At 67.6% G+C, this 20,224-nt stretch carries 2 protein-coding genes (1 of these 2 cut by a window edge); one reads left to right on the top strand and one right to left on the bottom strand.

Annotation, left to right across the window (positions count from 1 at the left end; all coding sequences use genetic code 11):
* Positions 1 to 17,516: the 3' portion of a non-ribosomal peptide synthase/polyketide synthase gene (locus tag H0B43_RS32600; protein WP_185724175.1), read on the top strand. Its footprint begins 9,232 nt before the window's first position; 17,516 of the gene's 26,748 nt are visible here — the last part of the coding sequence; its start codon lies off the left edge, out of view; it ends in the stop codon at positions 17,514 to 17,516.
* Here the strand turns inward: H0B43_RS32600 and H0B43_RS32595 are convergent.
* Entirely contained in the window at positions 17,495 to 20,224 is a 2,730-nt protein-coding gene (locus H0B43_RS32595; RefSeq protein WP_312033638.1) for an amino acid adenylation domain-containing protein, read from the bottom strand. The two genes, H0B43_RS32600 and H0B43_RS32595, sit on opposite strands and share 22 nt — an antisense overlap.

Raw genomic sequence — 20,224 nt, 5'->3', positions numbered from 1 at the left:
AGGAAATCACCGTCGTCGAGTTCGTACCGTCGATGCTCGCAGTGTTCGTGGACGACACCCGATACGCTCTGCCCGCTTCGCTCCGGCGAGTCCTCTCCGGTGGCGAGACGATCTCCCGCCTGACCGCGGAAAGCGTGCTGGAACTCGGTATAGGACTGGGCAACATGTACGGCCCCGCCGAAGCAGCCGTCACAGTCACCTACTGCGACGTCGACGCGAACGACGACGACCCGACCGTGCCGATCGGCGCGCCCGTGTGGAACACCCGCATGTACGTCCTCGACCGGCGCCTGCACCCCGTGCCTCCCGGCGCTGTCGGCGACCTGTACATCGCCGGAAGGCAATTGGCCCGCGGCTATCTCGGCCGCACGCCGCTGACCGCAGCGCGCTTCGTGGCGGATCCGCACGGCACACCCGGGACGCGGATGTACCGCACCGGCGACCGGGCCCGCTGGACCGGCCGGGGACAGCTCGAGTACCGGGGGCGTAGCGACTTCCAGGTGCAACTGCACGGCTACCGGATCGAACCCGGAGAGATCGAGAACACCCTGCTCCGGCATGCCGGTGTCGCGCAGGCCGTTGTAGTTCTCCAACAGGACGCCCACGGTACCGCGCACCTGATCGGTTACGTCGTAGCCACAACGGGAACCGAACTCGACGGTGCCGATCTGATTGCCCACCTCGCCGCCACCCTTCCGGCTCACATGGTTCCCACCGCGGTGATTCCCCTTACCACGCTCCCACTGACGGCGCACGGCAAGGTCGATCGCGACGCGTTGCCACAGTTCGACTTCGCTGCACGATCATCGAGCCGCCCGCCGGCAACCGACATCGAACGCGTACTCGTGTCGGTGTTCACCGACGTCCTGGGACTCGACGAGGTGGGCATCGAGGATTCGTTCTTCGCCCTGGGCGGCGACAGCATCATGGCCATCCAGTTGGTCGCGCGCGCCAGAGAAGCCGGAGTCGTCCTGAAGCCGCGAGATGTGTTCGAGCACAGAACCATCAGCAGGCTCGCGAGGGCCATCGAATCGACGGTCACGGAATCGCCGGTCCTCGAGGAACTACCCGGGGGCGGGACGGGCGAGATGCCCTTGACCCCGATCGCGCACTGGCTGCTCGCCCGGGGCACGGACATCGGCAGGTTCTCACAGGCCGCTCTCTTCACCGCACCTCCCGGACTGGACCCGGATTCTCTCGCCGGCACCGTGCAGACCGTCCTCGACCGCCACGACCTGCTCCGTGCGCGGCTCCTCCGGGCGGCGTCGCCCCGGGATGCGGCCATGGAGGTTCTGCCGGCTGGCTCCGTGACCGCTGCCGACCTGCTGCACCGAGTTCCGGTGGGCGAAATCGAGGGTGCACGGTTCCAGTCGATCGTCGACTCCGAGTTACGCTCGGCCACAGCGCGTCTGGATCCCGACACTGGCATCATGATGCAGGTCGTCTGGTTCGAATCCACCGACGACCACCCCGACCGGGGACGGCTGCTGTTCGTCATCCACCACCTCGCCGTCGACGGAGTGTCCTGGCGCATCCTCGTCCCCGACCTCGCCGCCGCCTGGGCCGCCGTCAGCACCGGCACATCACCCGCACTCCCACCGGTCGGCACCTCCATGCGCCGCTGGTCCCACGCCCTCACCGACACCGCCCCCGACCGCGCCCACGAACTCCCCCTCTGGCTCGACATCCTCGATGGCCCCGACCCCCCGCTCGGGTCCCGCCCCCTCGACCCGACCCTCGACACCGAGAACACCACCGGGACGGTCACCGCCACGACCTCACCCGAGGTCACCGAAGCACTCCTCCGGGACATCCCGCGACAGTTTCACGGCAACGTCGACGACGCACTGCTCACGGCCCTCGCCCTCGCGGTCAGCACCTTCAGACGCAGACGCGGCCACCCCGCCGACAGCACACTGCTCAGCCTCGAAGGTCACGGACGGGACAACACCCTGATCCCCGGTGCCGACCTCTCCCGCACCGTCGGCTGGTTCACCACCATCCACCCCGTCCGCCTCGACCTCACCGGCATCGACCTCGGCGACGCCCTCACCGGCGGACCCGCCGCCGGCACCGCCCTCAAAACCGTCAAGGAACAACTGCGCACCATCCCCGACCACGGCGCCGGATACGGACAACTGCGCTACCTCTACCCCCACACCGCCGACCGACTCCGCGACCTCCCCGAACCCCAGATCAGCTTCAACTACCTCGGCCGCTTCACCACCGCAGGAGCCACTGCGGGCATGGATTCGGGAGAGGTTAACTCGGGCTGGAGTCCACTCGACAGCGAACATCTGGCGCCGAACGAGGGGTCACCTCTGCCGTCCCCGGCGGTCGTGAGCATCAACGCCGCGGCGGTCGGACCTGCCGGTGATCAGCAGTTGAAGTCCACCTGGACCTTCGCGGCCGGGGTGCTGACCGCCGGCGACGTCACCGAACTCGCCGAACTCTGGACCCGAGCACTCACCGCACTCACCACCCACACCCGCACCCCCCACGCAGGCGGACTCACCCCCACCGACCTCGACCTCATCACCCTCGACCAACACACCATCGACACCCTCGAAACCCACTACCCCACCCTCACCGACATCTGGCCCCTCACCCCCCTCCAAACCGGACTCCTCTACCACTCCGAACTCACCGACACCCTCGACACCTACACCGTCCAACTCGTCCTCACCCTCCACGGCCCCCTCGACCCCCACCGACTCCACACCGCCGCCCGCACCCTCCTGCACCGCCACCCCAACCTCCGCGCCGCCTTCACCCACACCCCCGACGGCACCCCCACCCAAATCATCACCGACCACACCGACCTGCCCTTCACCCACCACGACCTCACCACCCACGACCCCCACCACCGCAACACCACCGCCGACCAACTCCTCACCACCGACCGCACCACCCGCTTCGACCTCACTCACCCCCCACTGATCCGCCTCACCCTCATCACCCTCACCCCCGACGACCACCGCCTCGCCATCACCAACCACCACATCCTCCTCGACGGCTGGTCCACCCCCCTGCTCCTGCACGAACTGCTCCACCTCTACACCACCGGCAACGACCACCACCTCCCCCACACCACCCCCTACCGCGACTACCTCACCTGGCTCACCCACCGCGACACCACCGACAGCATCACCGCCTGGAAGAAAGCCCTCGACGGCATCGACGAACCCACACTGCTCGTTCCGCCCGACGTGGCCGGTCGGCGGACCGGTCCCTCGGCCGAGCGTGCGGTGACGCTGACAGAGGAGCTGACCGGGGCACTGCGGTCACTGGCCCGCGACCAGAACCTCACCCTCAACACCATCCTCCACACCGCCTGGGGCATCGTCCTGTCCACCCACACCCACCGCAACGACGTCGTCTTCGGCACCACCGTCTCCGGACGCCCACCCCACATCCCCGGCATCGAAACGATGATCGGACTGTTCATCAACACCATCCCCGTCCGCATCACCCTCCACCCCACCGACACCCTCACCGACCTCCTCCACCGCACCCACACCACCCACACCAGGCTCCTCGACCACCACCACCTCGGCCTCACCGACATCCACACCGCCACCGGACCCGCCGCCACCTTCGACACCCTCACCGTCCTCGAGTCCTACCCCCTCGACACCACCACCCTCACCACCACCCCCGACACCACTGGCCTCCACGTCATGGCCGCCGATACCTTCGATGCCACCCACTACCCGCTCGCCCTCGCCGTCACGCCGGACTCTCGGTTGCATCTGCGAATCACCTTCCAGCGCGCGCTCTTCGACACCGCTGCCGTCGATGCTCTGCGCGGTCAAGTCGCCAAGGTTCTCACGTCGATGGCGGCAGATCCCGCGATGCCCTTGTCCCGGCTGAACCTGCTGGGGGAGAGTGACTTCGAGCTGCTCGTGCCCGCCCGTGGCGACCACCGAGCCTCACCTCGCACGTTCGCAGACATCCTCACCGCCGCCCGTTTCCCTGACACAGTCGCGTTGGTGGACGGTGCGAGAGAGTTCACCTATGCCGAGGTCGAGGCGCGGTCCGATCGCCTCGCCACGGCGCTGATCGAACTCGGTGCCGGTCCCGAAGACCTCGTCGCCGTCGCGATACCGCGTTCGGCGGAGTCGGTACTCGCCGTCTGGGCGGTGGTCAAGACGGGCGCCGCTTTCCTCCCCGTCGACCCCACCTACCCTGCCGCCCGGATCGAGCACATGCTCGCCGACTCGGGGGCCGTACTCGGTCTCACCCTCACCCGTCATTGCGACGAGCTACCGGACACCGTCGTCTGGGTCGAACTCGACGAGGTCCGGCAGGACCGCCCTGCGCACCCACTCGATGTGTCCCGCATTGCGCCGGCGAGTGTCGACGGCATCGCGTACACCATCTACACCTCGGGCTCCACCGGTGTGCCGAAAGGTGTACTCGTGCCGCACCGCGGACTGAACGCGCTGGCGGAGGAGTTGCGCGACCGAGCGAGGGTGACCTCCCGATCCCGGGTGTTGCACTTCTCGTCGCCGAGCTTCGACGCATCTGTTCTGGAATACGTGCTGGCGTTCGGAGTGGGGGCGACGATGGTGATCGTGCCGCCGACGGTGTACGGCGGGCACGAACTCAGCCGGATCATGGCGGAGAAGAAAGTCACCCACGCATTTCTCACTCCTACCGCACTCGCTTCGATCGACCCCCGGGATGTCCCGGATGTCGATTGTGTCCTGACCGGCGGGGAGGAGTGTCCACCTGGGTTGGTGCAGCGGTGGGCGACCGGACACCGGGTGCTCAACGCTTACGGACCGACGGAGGCCACCGTGGCGGCCGACATGACGTCGGACCTGACCGCGGCGGAGCCGGTGACGATCGGTGGCCCCCTCCGTGGTGTCGCCGAACTCGTCCTCGACCGCCTGCTGCAACCGGTCCCGATCGGTGTCGCCGGAGAGCTCTATATCGCCGGCGACGGTCTCGCGCGTGGCTACCATCGGCGGTCCGGGCTCACCGCCGCACGGTTCGTCGCCAACCCGTACGGCGAACCGGGCGAACGCCTGTACCGGACCGGTGACCTGGTGCGGTGGACGAGTGACGCACATGCACTCGAATACCTCGGCCGGAGCGACTTCCAGGTGAAGGTCCGAGGATTCCGGGTCGAACTCGGCGAGATCGACGCCGCGCTCACCCGTCACCCCGCCGTCGCCTTCGCCGCCACGATCGCGCGCACAACCACGACCGGTGACACCTCGTTGACGTCGTACGTGCTGTCCGCCACCGATCGGACCGTCGACCCTCCGGGACTGGTCTCGTATCTCGCCGAACAGCTTCCCGCCCACATGGTTCCGGCAACGATCGTGCCGGTCACGACGATCCCTCGCACCCCTGCCGGCAAACTCGACCGGGCCGCCCTCGAAGCCGGCGCCGTCACAGCGATTTCCGGCACCTCCACCCCGGCGGAGGCTCAGCCACCGGCGACACCCCTGGAAGAATCCATCGCCGGCATTCTGGCGGCGGTCGTCGAATCCCGGCGCTTCGGTGTCGACGACAACTTCTTCGACGCCGGCGGCAACTCGCTCAGCGCCACCCGGGCCGTGGCCCGCATCAACAATGCCCTGCACACCGACATCGGCGTCCGCACACTCTTCGACGCCCCGACGCCCCGCTTGCTCGCGCGGGCGTCGGTGCGACAGCAGACGGGCACCCGGGCCCGCCCCACTCTCGAGATCTCGGTCCGACCGCAGTGGGTTCCGGTGTCGCCGGCGCAGAAACGAATGTGGTTCCTCAATCAGTACGACACCGCATCCCCCGCATACAACATCCCGGTCACTCTTCGCCTCCACGGAAGCCTGAACGTCACTGCCCTGCGTCAGGCGCTGACCGACGTCATCGCTCGGCACGAGACCCTCCGAACCCTCTACCCGGTGCACGAGGGCCAGCCGATCCAATACGTGCTCCCGCCCGAGCGAGCACTCCTCGACCTCCACGCGATTCCTGCGACGGAAGAGCAAGTGCCTGCGTATATTTCCCGGTTCATCGGGACCGGGTTCGACGTGACCAGCGACCTTCCCGTCCGAATCCAGCTGCTCGAACTCGATGCCGACGCCCACATCCTGACACTCGTCGTCCACCACATCTGTGCCGACGGCCAATCGGTGAGCCCCCTCGTTCGCGACGTGGTCGCCGCCTACGCGGCCCGTATACGGCGGCGGGCACCCGATTGGCCACCGCTGCCGGTCCAGTACGCGGATTACACACTGTGGCAACACGAACTGCTCGGATCGGACGACGACCCAGAGTCCCTCGCCGCCCAGCAGTCCACATTCTGGGCGCAGACGCTGGCCGACCTCCCGCACGTCCTCCGACTGCCGACCGACCGCCCCCGGCCCGTCCAGCGGTCCCTGCGCGGGGCGTCATTCCGTTTCGACATCGGCCCCGACATACACGGCCGACTGGCGACGGTGTCGCGCCGTCACGATTCCACGATGTTCATGACGGCTCACGCCGCTCTGGCGGTGTTGCTGGCACGGCTGAGCGACAGCGCGGACATCGTCGTCGGGACGCCGATCGCAGGCCGCGGCGACCCGGCCCTCGACGACCTCGTCGGAATGTTCGTCGGGACCCTGGTGCTCCGCACCCGCGTCGACCCGGCCCTGGCGTTCGACGATTTCCTCGACCGCACGAGGGACGCCGATCTCGGCGCCTTCACCCACGCCGAGCTCCCGTTCGAACGACTCGTGGAGATGCTCGCGCCAGATCGTTCGACCGCCCATTCACCGTTGTTCCAGGTTCTTCTCGAATACCAGAACAACGACTCCCTCACCCTCGAGCTGCCCGGTGTGACCGCCGACGTCATGGACGTCGAACTCGGCGCGGCAAAGTTCGATCTGCAGCTCACACTGGGGGAAAGACTCGGTTCAGACGGCGAACCCGCCGGCATCTCGGCCGCTTTCACCTATGCCACCGACCTGTTCGACACCGCCACGATCGAGGATTTCGCGAAGCGTCTCGTCCGCATACTCGACGCCGTCGCCAACAATCCCCGTCTCGTGATCGGTGATATCGACATCACAGACGAAGTCGAGCGTCAGACGGTGCTGACGGCCTGGAATTCGGAAGGCGTGAACGACGAGACGACCCTCGCCGACCGGTTCACCCGGACCGTGCAGCGCTTCCCGGACGCGGATGCGGTCACGGTCGGGAACACGACCCTGAGCTACTCCGAATTGAGCGAACACGCCAATCGGCTGGCACGCCATCTGATCTCACTGGGGGTCGGCCCGGAATCACTGGTCGCCGTCGCGCTCCCCAGGTCCGTCGACCTGATCGTCACCATCATCGCCACCATCGAGACGGGCGCGGGATACCTCCCGCTCGACATCGACAACCCCCGCGATCGACTCGCATTCATGCTCGCCGACGCGGCGCCGGTATGTGTGGTGACCACCAGCGAGCAGGACTCGGCGACACGTGGCTTCGGCGTTCCCCGGGTGCTGCTGGACTCCGCCGAGGTCGCTGGCCACGTGGCCGCAGCCGCACCCGGCCCGGTGACCGATACCGAACGGACCGCGCGGTTACTGCCGGACGCCGTTGCATACGTGATCTATACGTCGGGATCCACCGGTCGCCCGAAAGGTGTGGTGGTGTCGCATCGGAATGTGGCGACATTGTTGGCGAACACCCTGCCGAGCTTCGACTTCGACGAGCACGATGTGTGGACGATGTTCCATTCCCACGCGTTCGACTTCTCGGTCTGGGAACTGTGGGGTGCATTGCTCTTCGGCGGCAGGGTCGTGGTGGTCGACCACTACACCGCCCGGTCTCCGGGCATGTTCCTCGAACTCCTGCGACGCGAACACGTGACCGTGCTGAGCCAGACCCCCACCGCCTTCTCCCAACTCCTCGAGGCCGACCGGCGGGCCCCGGGCCCGGACGACCTGGCGCTGCGTCACGTGGTCTTCGGTGGCGAGTCCCTCGACCTCGGCTACCTCGCCCGCTGGTACGACCGGCACAGTGATACTCGTCCGCGGCTGGTGAACATGTACGGCATCACCGAGACCACGGTGCACGTCAGCCTTCTGCCGCTCGATCGTTCCGTTTCCGCCCCGTCGACGGGCTTCCCGATCGGACGGGCGATACCCGGATTGCAGGTCTCCGTCCGCGACCGGCGGCTGCATCCCGTTCCGCCGGGAGTGGTCGGTGAAATGTACGTATCCGGACTCCAACTGGCGCGCGGCTATCTCGGTCGTCCGGATCTGACCGTTTGCCGGTTCGTGGCGGACCCGGACGGAGCGCCCGGGCACCGCATGTACCGGACCGGGGACCTCGCCCGCTGGAACCGACAGGGCCAACTGGAATACCTGGGACGCAGTGATCTTCAGGTGCAGCTACGCGGCTACCGGATCGAACCCGGCGAGATCGAATCCACCCTGGTGCGTCATCCCAGTGTCGCACAGGCAGTGGTCCGGGTCCGGGGCGACGAGCACGGCGCAGACCGGCTCATCGGCTATGTGGTACCCGATACCGCCGAAACGCGGGAAGCCGGGAACGTCGACTCCGACGAGGTCCTCGAATTCGCCCGAACACAGCTCGCCGCCCACATGGTGCCCGCCATCCTGGTCGTCCTCGACCGGCTGCCACTGACGGCCAACGGCAAGCTCGATGTGCAGGCGTTGCCGGAGCCCGATTTCGCCAGCCACGTCACACCCGGCCGGGAGCCGGCCACCCCGGCGGAGAAGACATTGTCTCGGTTGTTCGCCGAGGTGCTCGGACTCCGCAACGTCGGAGTCGAGGATTCGTTCTTCACCCTCGGCGGCGACAGCATCATGGCCATCCAGTTGGTGGCACGGGCAAAGGCCGAAGGTGTCTTCGTGTCACCGCGTGATGTATTCGAGCGCAGATCGGTAGCGGCTCTTGCCGAGGTGGCACATGCTGCCGATACCGTGGGACTGGAAGAACTTCCCGGGGCGGGTACCGGGGACTTCCCCCTGACACCCATCTCGCGCTGGCTGCTCGACCGCGGCGGTGACGTCAGCCGGTTCTCACAGGCCGCCCTCCTCATCGCGCCCGCCGGACTCGACCTCGACGCTCTCACACGCGCCGTACAAGCAGTCCTCGATCACCACGACATCCTGCGGGCGCGGCTCTGCGACCCCGGTCCCGGCAGCGAACCGGCGATCGAGGTGCCGCCGGCCGGAGTCGTCCAGGCCGGGGCTCTGGTGTCCCGAATCGCGGTCGACACTGTCGCCGGCACGCCGTTCACGGCGCGGGTGGCAGACGAAACAGACAGTGCGGCAAGCAGGCTCGACCCCCGGCACGGTGTCATGATGCAGGTCGTCTGGTTCGAATCCACCGACGACCACCCCGACCGGGGACGGCTGCTGTTCGTCATCCACCACCTCGCCGTCGACGGAGTGTCCTGGCGCATCCTCGTCCCCGACCTCGCCGCCGCCTGGGCCGCCGTCAGCACCGGCACATCACCCGCACTCCCACCGGTCGGCACCTCCATGCGCCGCTGGTCCCACGCCCTCACCGACACCGCCCCCGACCGCGCCCACGAACTCCCCCTCTGGCTCGACATCCTCGACGGCCCCGACCCCCCGCTCGGGTCCCGCCCCCTCGACCCGACCCTCGACACCGAGAACACCACCGGGACGGTCACCGCCACAACCTCACCCGAGGTCACCGAAGCACTCCTCCGGGACATCCCGCGACAGTTTCACGGCAACGTCGACGACGCACTGCTCACGGCCCTCGCCCTCGCGGTCAGCACCTTCAGACGCAGACGCGGCCACCCCGCCGACAGCACACTGCTCAGCCTCGAAGGTCACGGACGGGACAACACCCTGATCCCCGGTGCCGACCTCTCCCGCACCGTCGGCTGGTTCACCACCATCCACCCCGTCCGCCTCGACCTCACCGGCATCGACCTCGGCGACGCCCTCACCGGCGGACCCGCCGCCGGCACCGCCCTCAAAACCGTCAAGGAACAACTGCGCACCATCCCCGACCACGGCGCCGGATACGGACAACTGCGCTACCTCGACCCCCACACCGCCGACCGACTCCGCGACCTCCCCGAACCCCAGATCAGCTTCAACTACCTCGGCCGCTTCACCACCAGCCCCCCGGGGACGTCCGAGATCACGGGATGGATGCCGGACACGGACACCGAACTCGAGTACGTGGCGTGTGGAAAAATGCCTGTGGCAACAACACTCGACATCAATGCACTTACCACCGATTCGGCGGACGGACCCGTGATGCGGACGACGTGGCTCTTCCCGACGGGGGTGCTGACCACCGGCGACGTCACCGAACTCGCCGAACTCTGGACCCGAGCACTCACCGCACTCACCACCCACACCCGCACCCCCCACGCAGGCGGACTCACCCCCACCGACCTCGACCTCATCACCCTCGACCAACACACCATCGACACCCTCGAAACCCACTACCCCACCCTCACCGACATCTGGCCCCTCACCCCCCTCCAAACCGGACTCCTCTACCACTCCGAACTCACCGACACCCTCGACACCTACACCGTCCAACTCGTCCTCACCCTCCACGGCCCCCTCGACCCCCACCGACTCCACACCGCCGCCCGCACCCTCCTGCACCGCCACCCCAACCTCCGCGCCGCCTTCACCCACACCCCCGACGGCACCCCCACCCAAATCATCACCGACCACACCGACCTGCCCTTCACCCACCACGACCTCACCACCCACGACCCCCACCACCGCAACACCACCGCCGACCAACTCCTCACCACCGACCGCACCACCCGCTTCGACCTCACTCACCCCCCACTGATCCGCCTCACCCTCATCACCCTCACCCCCGACGACCACCGCCTCGCCATCACCAACCACCACATCCTCCTCGACGGCTGGTCCACCCCCCTGCTCCTGCACGAACTGCTCCACCTCTACACCACCGGCAACGACCACCACCTCCCCCACACCACCCCCTACCGCGACTACCTCACCTGGCTCACCCACCGCGACACCACCGACAGCATCACCGCCTGGAAGAAAGCCCTCGACGGCATCGACGAACCAACACTGCTCGTGGGTGGAGAGACGGACCCCCAAAGACCCACCTTCCCCGAGGAATTCGTACTCCCCCTGGACGCGGAACACACCGGGGCACTGCGGTCACTGGCCCGCGACCAGAACCTCACCCTCAACACCATCCTCCACACCGCCTGGGGCATCGTCCTGTCCACCCACACCCACCGCAACGACGTCGTCTTCGGCACCACCGTCTCCGGACGCCCACCCCACATCCCCGGCATCGAAACGATGATCGGACTGTTCATCAACACCATCCCCGTCCGCATCACCCTCCACCCCACCGACACCCTCACCGACCTCCTCCACCGCACCCACACCACCCACACCAAGCTCCTCGACCACCACCACCTCGGCCTCACCGACATCCACACCGCCACCGGACCCGCCGCCACCTTCGACACCCTCACCGTCCTCGAGTCCTACCCCCTCGACACCACCACCCTCACCACCACCCCCGACAGCACCGGCCTCCACGTCACCGACGTCCGGGGCACCGACGCCACCCACTACCCGCTCGCCCTCGCCGCAACCGCGGGAATCGCACTTCACCTGAAGTTCGAATACCTTCCCGCCGCACTCGACCGCACCACGGTCGAATCCCTCGCGCGGCAGGTGATCCGCGTGCTCGAGACGATCGCCACCCGTCCGGATCTTCCACTCGCTCGGCTGCACCTGCTCAGTGACACCGAGGTGCGCGAACTCCTTCCCGCGCGTGGTGATGTCTCCGGGCCCGACAGGACATTCGCCGACATACTGGCCGACGCGGCCGCGTTCGACCCTGCGGCACCGGCACTGTCGTACGACGGTCGGATGGTGTCCTACCGCGAGCTCGACGAGACATCGAATCGGTTGGCGCGCCTACTCGTCGAGCAGGGAGCGGGCCCGGAGTCGTTCGTTGCCCTCGCGATTCCCCGGTCGATCGACTCCGTGGTCGCGACCTGGGCGGTGGTGAAGACCGGTGCGGCCTTCATGCCCCTCGACGTAACCTATCCCGACGCCCGGATCGAGCACATGCTCGCCGATTCCGGTTCCACACTCGGTGTCACGCTCGAGGCCCATCGGAGCCGCTTGCCGCTTACCGTCCGATGGATCGTCCTCGACGACCCGGACGTCACCGCGACGGTCGGGCGCTACCCCGCGACCCCGGTCGGCGACTCCGAACGGCGGATGCCGCTGCGGGTAGATCACCCCGCTTACCTCGTCTACACCTCAGGGTCCACCGGCACTCCCAAGGGAGTGGTGGTCTGCCATCGTGGACTCGCGCCCCTCGCGGCAACGCAGGCCGGCCTGACGGGATCGGATCGACGGTCGCGTGTCCTGCACTTCTCGTCGCCCACATTCGACGGTTCGATCTTCGACTATCTGCTGGCCTTCGGGGTGGGGGCAACGATGGTGATCACCGCGCCGACGGTGTACGGCGGCAGCGAGCTGGCCCGGCTGCTGGCCTCCGAACAGATCACCCACGCGTTCGTTCCCACGGCGGCGCTGGCGTCGACCGATCCCGAAGACCTCGACTCCCTGACCGATGTGGTGGTCGGAGGCGAGGCGTGCCCGCCCGGTCTGGTTTCCCGTTGGGCCCCGGGTCGCCGGCTGCGCAACGGCTACGGCCCGACCGAAACAACCGTGATGTGCAGTATCAGTGAGCCGATGTCCGTCGGATCCCCGGTGACAGTGGGGGGCCCGATCCGCGGAGTCGCCGAACTCGTCCTCGACTACCGGTTGCAGCCGGTCCCGGCCGGTGTTCCCGGTGAGCTCTACATCGCCGGTGGCGGGCTCGCCCGAGGTTATCACCGGCGTCCCGGACTCACCGCCGCGTCGTTCGTCGCCAACCCCTTCGGCGAACCCGGCGAACGGATGTACCGGACCGGTGACATAGTGCGCTGGGACAGCACATCCGACGCCCTCGCCGTCGAATACCTCGGCCGGAGCGACTTCCAGTTGAAGATCCGCGGTTTCCGCATCGAACCGGGCGAGATCGACAACGCACTCACCCTGCATCCCGAGGTCGCCTACGCTGCCACCGTCAGCCGGCTGGGACCTACCGGAGACGCGATGCTCGTCTCCTACGTACTGCCCGCCGAGGACACCGACCCCCAGCCCGCCGAGCTGCGCACCTACCTGGCCGATCGTCTGCCGTCGCACATGGTCCCCGCCACCGTCGTGACGATCGACGAGATCCCGTTGACACGCGTCGGCAAGCTCGACCGCTCCGCGCTTCCCGAGCCCCGGCTCGACTCGAACACCCCCCGATCGCACCGCGCCGCAACACCGGTGGAAGAAATCGTGGCGGACGTCTTCGCCGTCGTTCTCGGCGTCGGCCACGTCGGCATCGACGACAACTTCTTCGACGCCGGCGGCAACTCGCTCAACGCCACGCGTGCGGTCGCCCGCGTCGATGCGGCCCTGAACACCGATCTCGGAGTCCGCACTCTGTTCGAGAACCCGACGCCACGCACCCTCGCCCACCAGCTGGCGCGACGGTCGGGTGAACCCCCGCGTCCATTGATTGCCGGACCCCGCCCACCCGTACTGCCCCTCTCACCGGCACAACACCGGATGTGGTTCCTCAACCAGTACGACACCGCCTCGCCCGCCTACAACATTCCCGTTACGCTCCGACTCACCGGCGAGCTCGACACCGACGCACTCTCGGCGGCACTCACCGATGTCGTGGCACGGCACGAAGCGCTCCGCACTATCTATCCGCTGCGCGACGGACAGCCCGTCCAGCACGTGCTGCCTCCCGAGGATGCAGTCCCGCACGCCGACATCGTCAATGCCACCGACGACGACCTGACGCCCCGCATCTTCCGGTTCGTGACCACGGGGTTCGACGTCACCGCCGATCCCCCGTTGCGCTGCCGGCTGCTCCGTCTCGCGCCCGAACACCACATCCTCGTCCTCGTCCTGCACCACATCGGCGCCGACGGCCAGTCGATGGCCCCGCTGACCCGGGACTTCGTCACCGCCTACGCCGCCCGGACGCGTCACGAGCCGCCCCGCTGGTCACCCCTCCCCGTCCAGTACGCGGATTATGCTCTCCGTCAGAACGAGTTGTTCGGGACGCCGGCCGGCCCACACAGCCTGCTCGCGAGCCGGCTCGAGTACTGGACGCGCACGCTCGACGGACTGCCCGAGGTTCTGCCCCTTCCCACGGACAGGCCACGACCACAGCAGCGAACCCTGCGCGGCGACCGGTGGGAGTTCCGCATCGACGCGGACGTGCATCGCGCCCTACGCTCGATGGCACATCACCGAAACACCACCCTGTTCATGACGGTGCACGCGGCACTGGCCGCGCTGCTGTCGCGGCTGACCGGGACCTCCGACATCGCCATCGGTACCGCGGTCGCGGGCAGGCCGGAACCGGCACTAGACGATCTGGTCGGCATGTTCGTCAACACCCTCGTCCTGCGTACTCGCGTCGAGGCCGCCGGTACCTTCACCGATCTCCTCGCGCACACTCGCGAAACCGATCTCGGCGCGTTCACCCATGCCGACCTGCCGTTCGAGCGACTCGTCGAGACTTTGGCTCCGGTTCGTTCCACCTCGCACTCCCCGCTGTTCCAGGTGTCACTGGAGTTCGAGAACACCGCCCGGCCCGCGCACCTCACCCTGCCCGAGGTCGAGGTCGAGGCCGTCGACGTTGCGACGGCGATCGCCAAGGAAGATCTCGAGCTCCTGGCCGTCGAGGAGTTCGACAGCGGCGGTGCACCTTCGGGAATCGCTGCGGCCTTCACCTATGCCACCGACCTGTTCGACTCCACGACGGTCGCGGGGTTCGCGGAGCGGTTCATCCGCATCCTCGAAGCGGTTGCCGACGACCCGGATCAGCCGGTCGGTGACATCGAGATCGTCGACCCCGTGGAGCGCGAACCGGATGTCGGCGCCCAGGGACCGGATCCCCGGCCGTGGCCGGAACTGCTGTCCGATGCGGCCCGGATGGGGGGCGATGCCGTGGCCGTGAGTTGCGACGGACGCGACATCACCTACCGTCGACTCGACGAGCGTTCCAGTCAGCTGGCCCGACTTCTGGTCGATCGCGGGGCAGGGCCGGAAACCTTTGTCGCTTCGGCTCTCCCACGATCGATCGAGTCGGTTGTGGCCCTGTGGTCGATAGTGAAATCCGGTGCCGCCCCGGTGCCGGTCGACCCGACGTACCCGGCCGACCGCATCAACCACATGCTGACGGATTGCGGAGCCATACTGGGCGTGACCTCGTCCACGTATCGGGCACGCGTCCCCGATACGGTGCCCTGGCTGATTCTCGACGACCCGGACTTCGAGGACTCCCTCTCCGCATATGATCGTACGGCCCTGGCTGATTCGGATCGGCTCGCTCCGTTGAGGCTCGCCCATCCCGCGTATCTGATCTACACCTCCGGGTCGACCGGGACACCGAAGGGCGTCGTGCTCACCCACACCGGACTGGCGAATCTGGCCGAACACGAACGCACGCAGCTGACGGTCGCAACCGGCGCACGAGTATCCCACCTTGCCTCACCCAGCTTCGACGCATCGATCTTCGAGTTGACGATGGCATTCTGCGCCGGCGCTCACGTCGTGATCGTGCCGCCCCTGACCTATGGCGGACCAGAACTGACCCGGCTCCTAGACGGCGCCCGGGTCAGTCACGCCTTCATCACCCCGACCGCGCTCGCTTCCCTCGAGCCCGGTGGTCTCGAATCACTGCGGGTCCTGATTGTCGCGGGCGAGCCGTGCCCTCCAGGGCTGGCCGCGCGCTGGGCACCAGGCCGGCGCATGTTCAACGCCTACGGCCCTACCGAGACGACGATCATGTCGCACATCAGCGAACAGCTGACTCCGGGCGACCGGGTCTCCATCGGCCATCCTGCCCTGGGATTCGTTGTCGCGGTACTCGACAGCCGGCTGCATCCCGTCCCATCGGGAACGCCCGGCGAGCTGTACCTCGCCGGGCCCGGGCTCGCCCGTGGATACCACGGGCGACGGGCCGAGACCGCACGGAACTTCGTCGCCTGTCCGTTCGCCGGCGTGGGTGAACGGATGTATCGCACGGGGGATCTGGTGCGCAAGCTCCCCGACGGCTCGCTCGAGCATCTCGGTCGCACCGACTTCCAGATCAAGGTCCGGGGATTCCGGATCGAACCGGGCGAGATCGATTCCGCACTGACAGCTCGGCGGGACGTGGATTTCGCCGTCACACTCGGCCGGCCCGCCCCGGGCGGAGACACCGTGCTGGTCACCTACGTCGTTGCCCGTCCCGGTTCCACCGTCGACGCCGAGAACCTCGAGGAGTACCTGTCCCGGCGGCTGCCCGCGCACATGGTTCCGGCGGCCTTCGTCAGGCTCGAACACGTCCCGTTGACCCCCGCCGGAAAGCTGGATCGTGCCGCCCTGCCCGAGCCAGAGTTCCATTCTCGCACAGCAGCATTCCGTCCACCTCGGACATCGGTGGAGCGCGACGTGGTTGATGCTTTCGCGGAGGTCCTCGGCACCGAGCAGGGACGGTCCGTGAGGATAGGTGCCGACGACGACTTCTTCGCCCTCGGCGGTACCTCCTTGACGGCGACCCGGGCGCTCACCGCCCTGCAGGAGCGGCTCGGTCGCACAGTCCCATTACAGGCTCTGTTTCTCGATCCCACCCCGGCCGGGCTGGCCGCACGGATCGACGCGCGATCCGCACCGGACACGGTGGACGAGGCACTACGGGTACTGGTGCCGCTGCGTCCGACCGGCACCGGACAACCACTGTTCTGTGTGCACGCCGGAATCGGTCTGGCATGGGCGTACACGGCGTTGGTGCGCCACCTCTCACCGGGTCGACCCGTATACGGTCTGCAATTGCCGTCGATCGGCGGTGGACCGGAGTTCGATTCGATCGAAGATCTGGCCCACCACTACGTCGCGGAAATCAGGACTGTCCAATCGGCGGGTCCGTACCATCTCCTCGGATGGTCGCTGGGCGGGACCATCGCCTACGCGGTGGCGACGGAGCTGCGCCGCGACGGCGACGACGTCGCCTCCCTCGTCCTCCTCGACAGCTACCCCGGGAACGCGGACGACACACCACCAGCGCAGCTGGGTATCGGTCAGCTCCTCGAAGGTCTCGGCGTCGACGCCGGAACGAATGACGACGGCGAGCTGACCTACGCGCGAGCAGCAGAAGTCGTCGAAGAGGTGTACGGGCCTGCGGCGGCTCTGACACCCGAGCACCTGCGCCGGATCAACGAGGGATACGAACGCTCGTCTCGTATGCTGGCTCGCTTCACGCCCGAGGTTTTCGACGGGGACGTGCTCTTCTTCACCGCCGCGAAAACGACGCCGGGAACGGACGCAGCCCTCGACGCCTGGCGACCCTCGATCACCGGAAACATCCGTGAACAGCGGGTGCCGTGCGCTCACAACGACATGATGCAACCCGAACCCGCACTGCAGATCGGCCCGATCGTCGACGCCTATCTGTCGGGCGGCGCGTAGAGCCTGTCGAGGGTGGCACAGATGCCACTGATACTCGGGTGCAGATACAGTTCCCGCATCGGAAGCACCGGCAACCCCTGACGGCGCATCATGCTGTCGGCTTTGATGGCGCACAACGAGTTACCGCCGAGCTCGAAGAGGTTGTCGTCGGCAGCGACCGGCACCCCCAGCACCGATTCCCAGATATCGGTGAGCCTTTCGGCCAGTCCACCCGGAGTGGATACATGCGGCGCCGGAGAGCGCGGCGCGGGCCGATCGGGTTCGGGAAGACGGGCCACATCGAGCTTGCCGTTGATCGTGAGGGGAAGGGCGTCGACCACTGTGATGGTGCGCGGCAGCATGTACTCCGGAAGGAACCTCTGGGCCCGCTGCCGAATCGGTTTGCCGTTCTCGCCCGAGAGAACCACATATGCGTCGAGACCGAAGCCGCCCGGCGCGCCCTCACTTCCACTGGATACCACCGCCGCATCGACGACGGCCGGATCGTCGAGCAGCACACTGCGCACCTCACCGAGTTCGACCCGGAAGCCGCGGATCTGCACCTGAGTGTCCAACCGGCCGAGGTGTTCGAGCGTGCCGTCGCGACGGAGTCGACCCAGATCTCCGGTTCGGTACAACCTTCGGTTCCCGCACGACGGCACGCGGAGAAAACGCTCCGCGGTGAGCTCGGGCCGGCGGAGATACCCGAGCGCGACCCCCGCACCGCCGACATATATTTCGCCGTCCACACCCCGCGGAACCGGTCGTCCTCGTTCGTCGAGCACGAACACGTACCAACCGGGCAGCGGCCGTCCCACCACCCGGGTGCCGGCCACGGCGTCTCCGCGTGTCACGGTGTGCGCCGTGACGTGCACGGTCGTCTCCGTTGTTCCGTACATGTCGACTAGTCGGCATCCCGACTCCGGATACCGGTCCATCCAGGGCAGAAGCGCCCGCGCATCGAGCGACTCGCCACCGAAGACGACCAGGCGCAGCGCATCGAGCCGATCGAGCTCGCGGTCGGCCTCCGCGAGTTGCGCGAAGGCCGAGGGGGTTTGACTCAGGACACTCACCCGCTCGTCCGCGAGCAGTGCGTGGAATTCGACCGGCGACCGAGAAATCCAGTAGGGCACGATGACGAGTCGCGCTCCCGTGAGCAGCGCACCCCAAATCTCCCAGACCGAGAAGTCGAAGGCGGACGAGTGGAACATCGACCAGGTGTCCTCGCGGCCGAGACGAAGGTCCGCAGTAGTGGCCGCGAAAAGCGCCAACACAGCGCGGTGCGGAATCATCACACCCTTCGGCCGACCGGTGGATCCGGACGTGTAGATCACGTAAGCCGCTGCGTCCGCGTCGAGCCCGTCCCCGTCCCCGTCCGTATCCGTGGCGTCGTCTCCGGTCGATGCCAGCTCCCCCGGTGAGATCACCCGAATCTCGCTGCTCCACAACGGGTCCTCGACCTCGGTGACGACCAGTTGCACGTCGGCGTCGTCAGCGGTGTACGCGAGCCGGTCCGCGGGATGCCGCACATCCATCGGGACGTACGTCGCACCCACGTCGAGCACCGACAGCATGGCGACGATCAACTCCACGGACCGATCCAGGCAGATACCGACGCGGTCACCCGGGCGGATGCCGCACATCCGGAGGCCGGCTGCCGACCACCGCGACTGTTCGTCGAGTTCGGCATACGTGAGCTGACGATGACCGTGCACCACGGCAATCGCATCGGGCTGCTCCTTCGCGCGAGCCCGGAACAACGCCTCGATCCGACCGGGACCTGGGACGGCCGGCGCGACCACCTCGAGACCCACCCCGGAATCCATCTGTTCCCCCATGGGAAGGTCGCCGACGCGAACGTCCGTCCCCGCGCCGCGCATCTGATGACACATCTGCATTACGTGCCGCCCGAACTGCTGTGCAGCCTCGTCGTCCACCACGTCCTGCTGACGATGTAGCTGGAGCACGACTGCGCCGGTGGCGTCGACGACGGGAGCCAGGGTCAGCGGAAGCGGTGCGGACTGGCACGCCAGCCAGTCCCGGGCGACCCGGGGGAACGTCCCGGAGGTACCCAGCACACCGACTCCGACCGCACGAATGCCGCGCGGACCGTAGGCAGCGTCCGTGTCCAGGGGAGCGCGAGCGTCCTGATCGAGCGAGTCGATCGCACTGCGGAGGACCTCCTGCAGCACAGCGTTTTCGGAGCAGTCGACCGTCTGCACCGTGCAGTGCCAGAAACTGCCCAGGACCCGCGGCGGGCGATCTCGATCCTCGCACCATGCCGCCACTCGCACGGTGTCACGATGCTCGTACCGGCCCAGGACCAATGCGGCAGCGACGATGATCGTGGCAGTGACATCCCCATCGATTCGCCCCAGCGCAAACGCGTAGGACGCCGGTCCGGAGCGCTGTTCGACTGCAGCCCAGGGGAATCGATGGCGTCCCGCACTCGCCGACGGCAACGAATCGAGGGCTTCGCCGTCATGGTGCTCGCCGAGCGGCCCCGCCGATACGGCTTCGACATCCAGGTCGCCGGTCAGGACGTCACTCATCGTGGCGAGCGACGTCGCATCCAGATCCCGGCGGTCCGCTGCGAGAACCAGGTCGGCCACTCCGTCCGAGTAAAGCAGCAGGACGGCCCGGACCCCGCGCCCGTTCGTGCCGACCGGCCGCCGCAACTCGCGTTCTCGACGACACCGTGCGGCGGCATCCGCGGCAGATCCGTCCAC

The sequence above is a fragment of the Rhodococcus sp. 4CII genome, from assembly GCF_014256275.1.
Lineage (GTDB): Bacteria > Actinomycetota > Actinomycetes > Mycobacteriales > Mycobacteriaceae > Rhodococcus_F > Rhodococcus_F wratislaviensis_A.
This window is presented reverse-complemented; position numbering and strand designations above follow the sequence as displayed.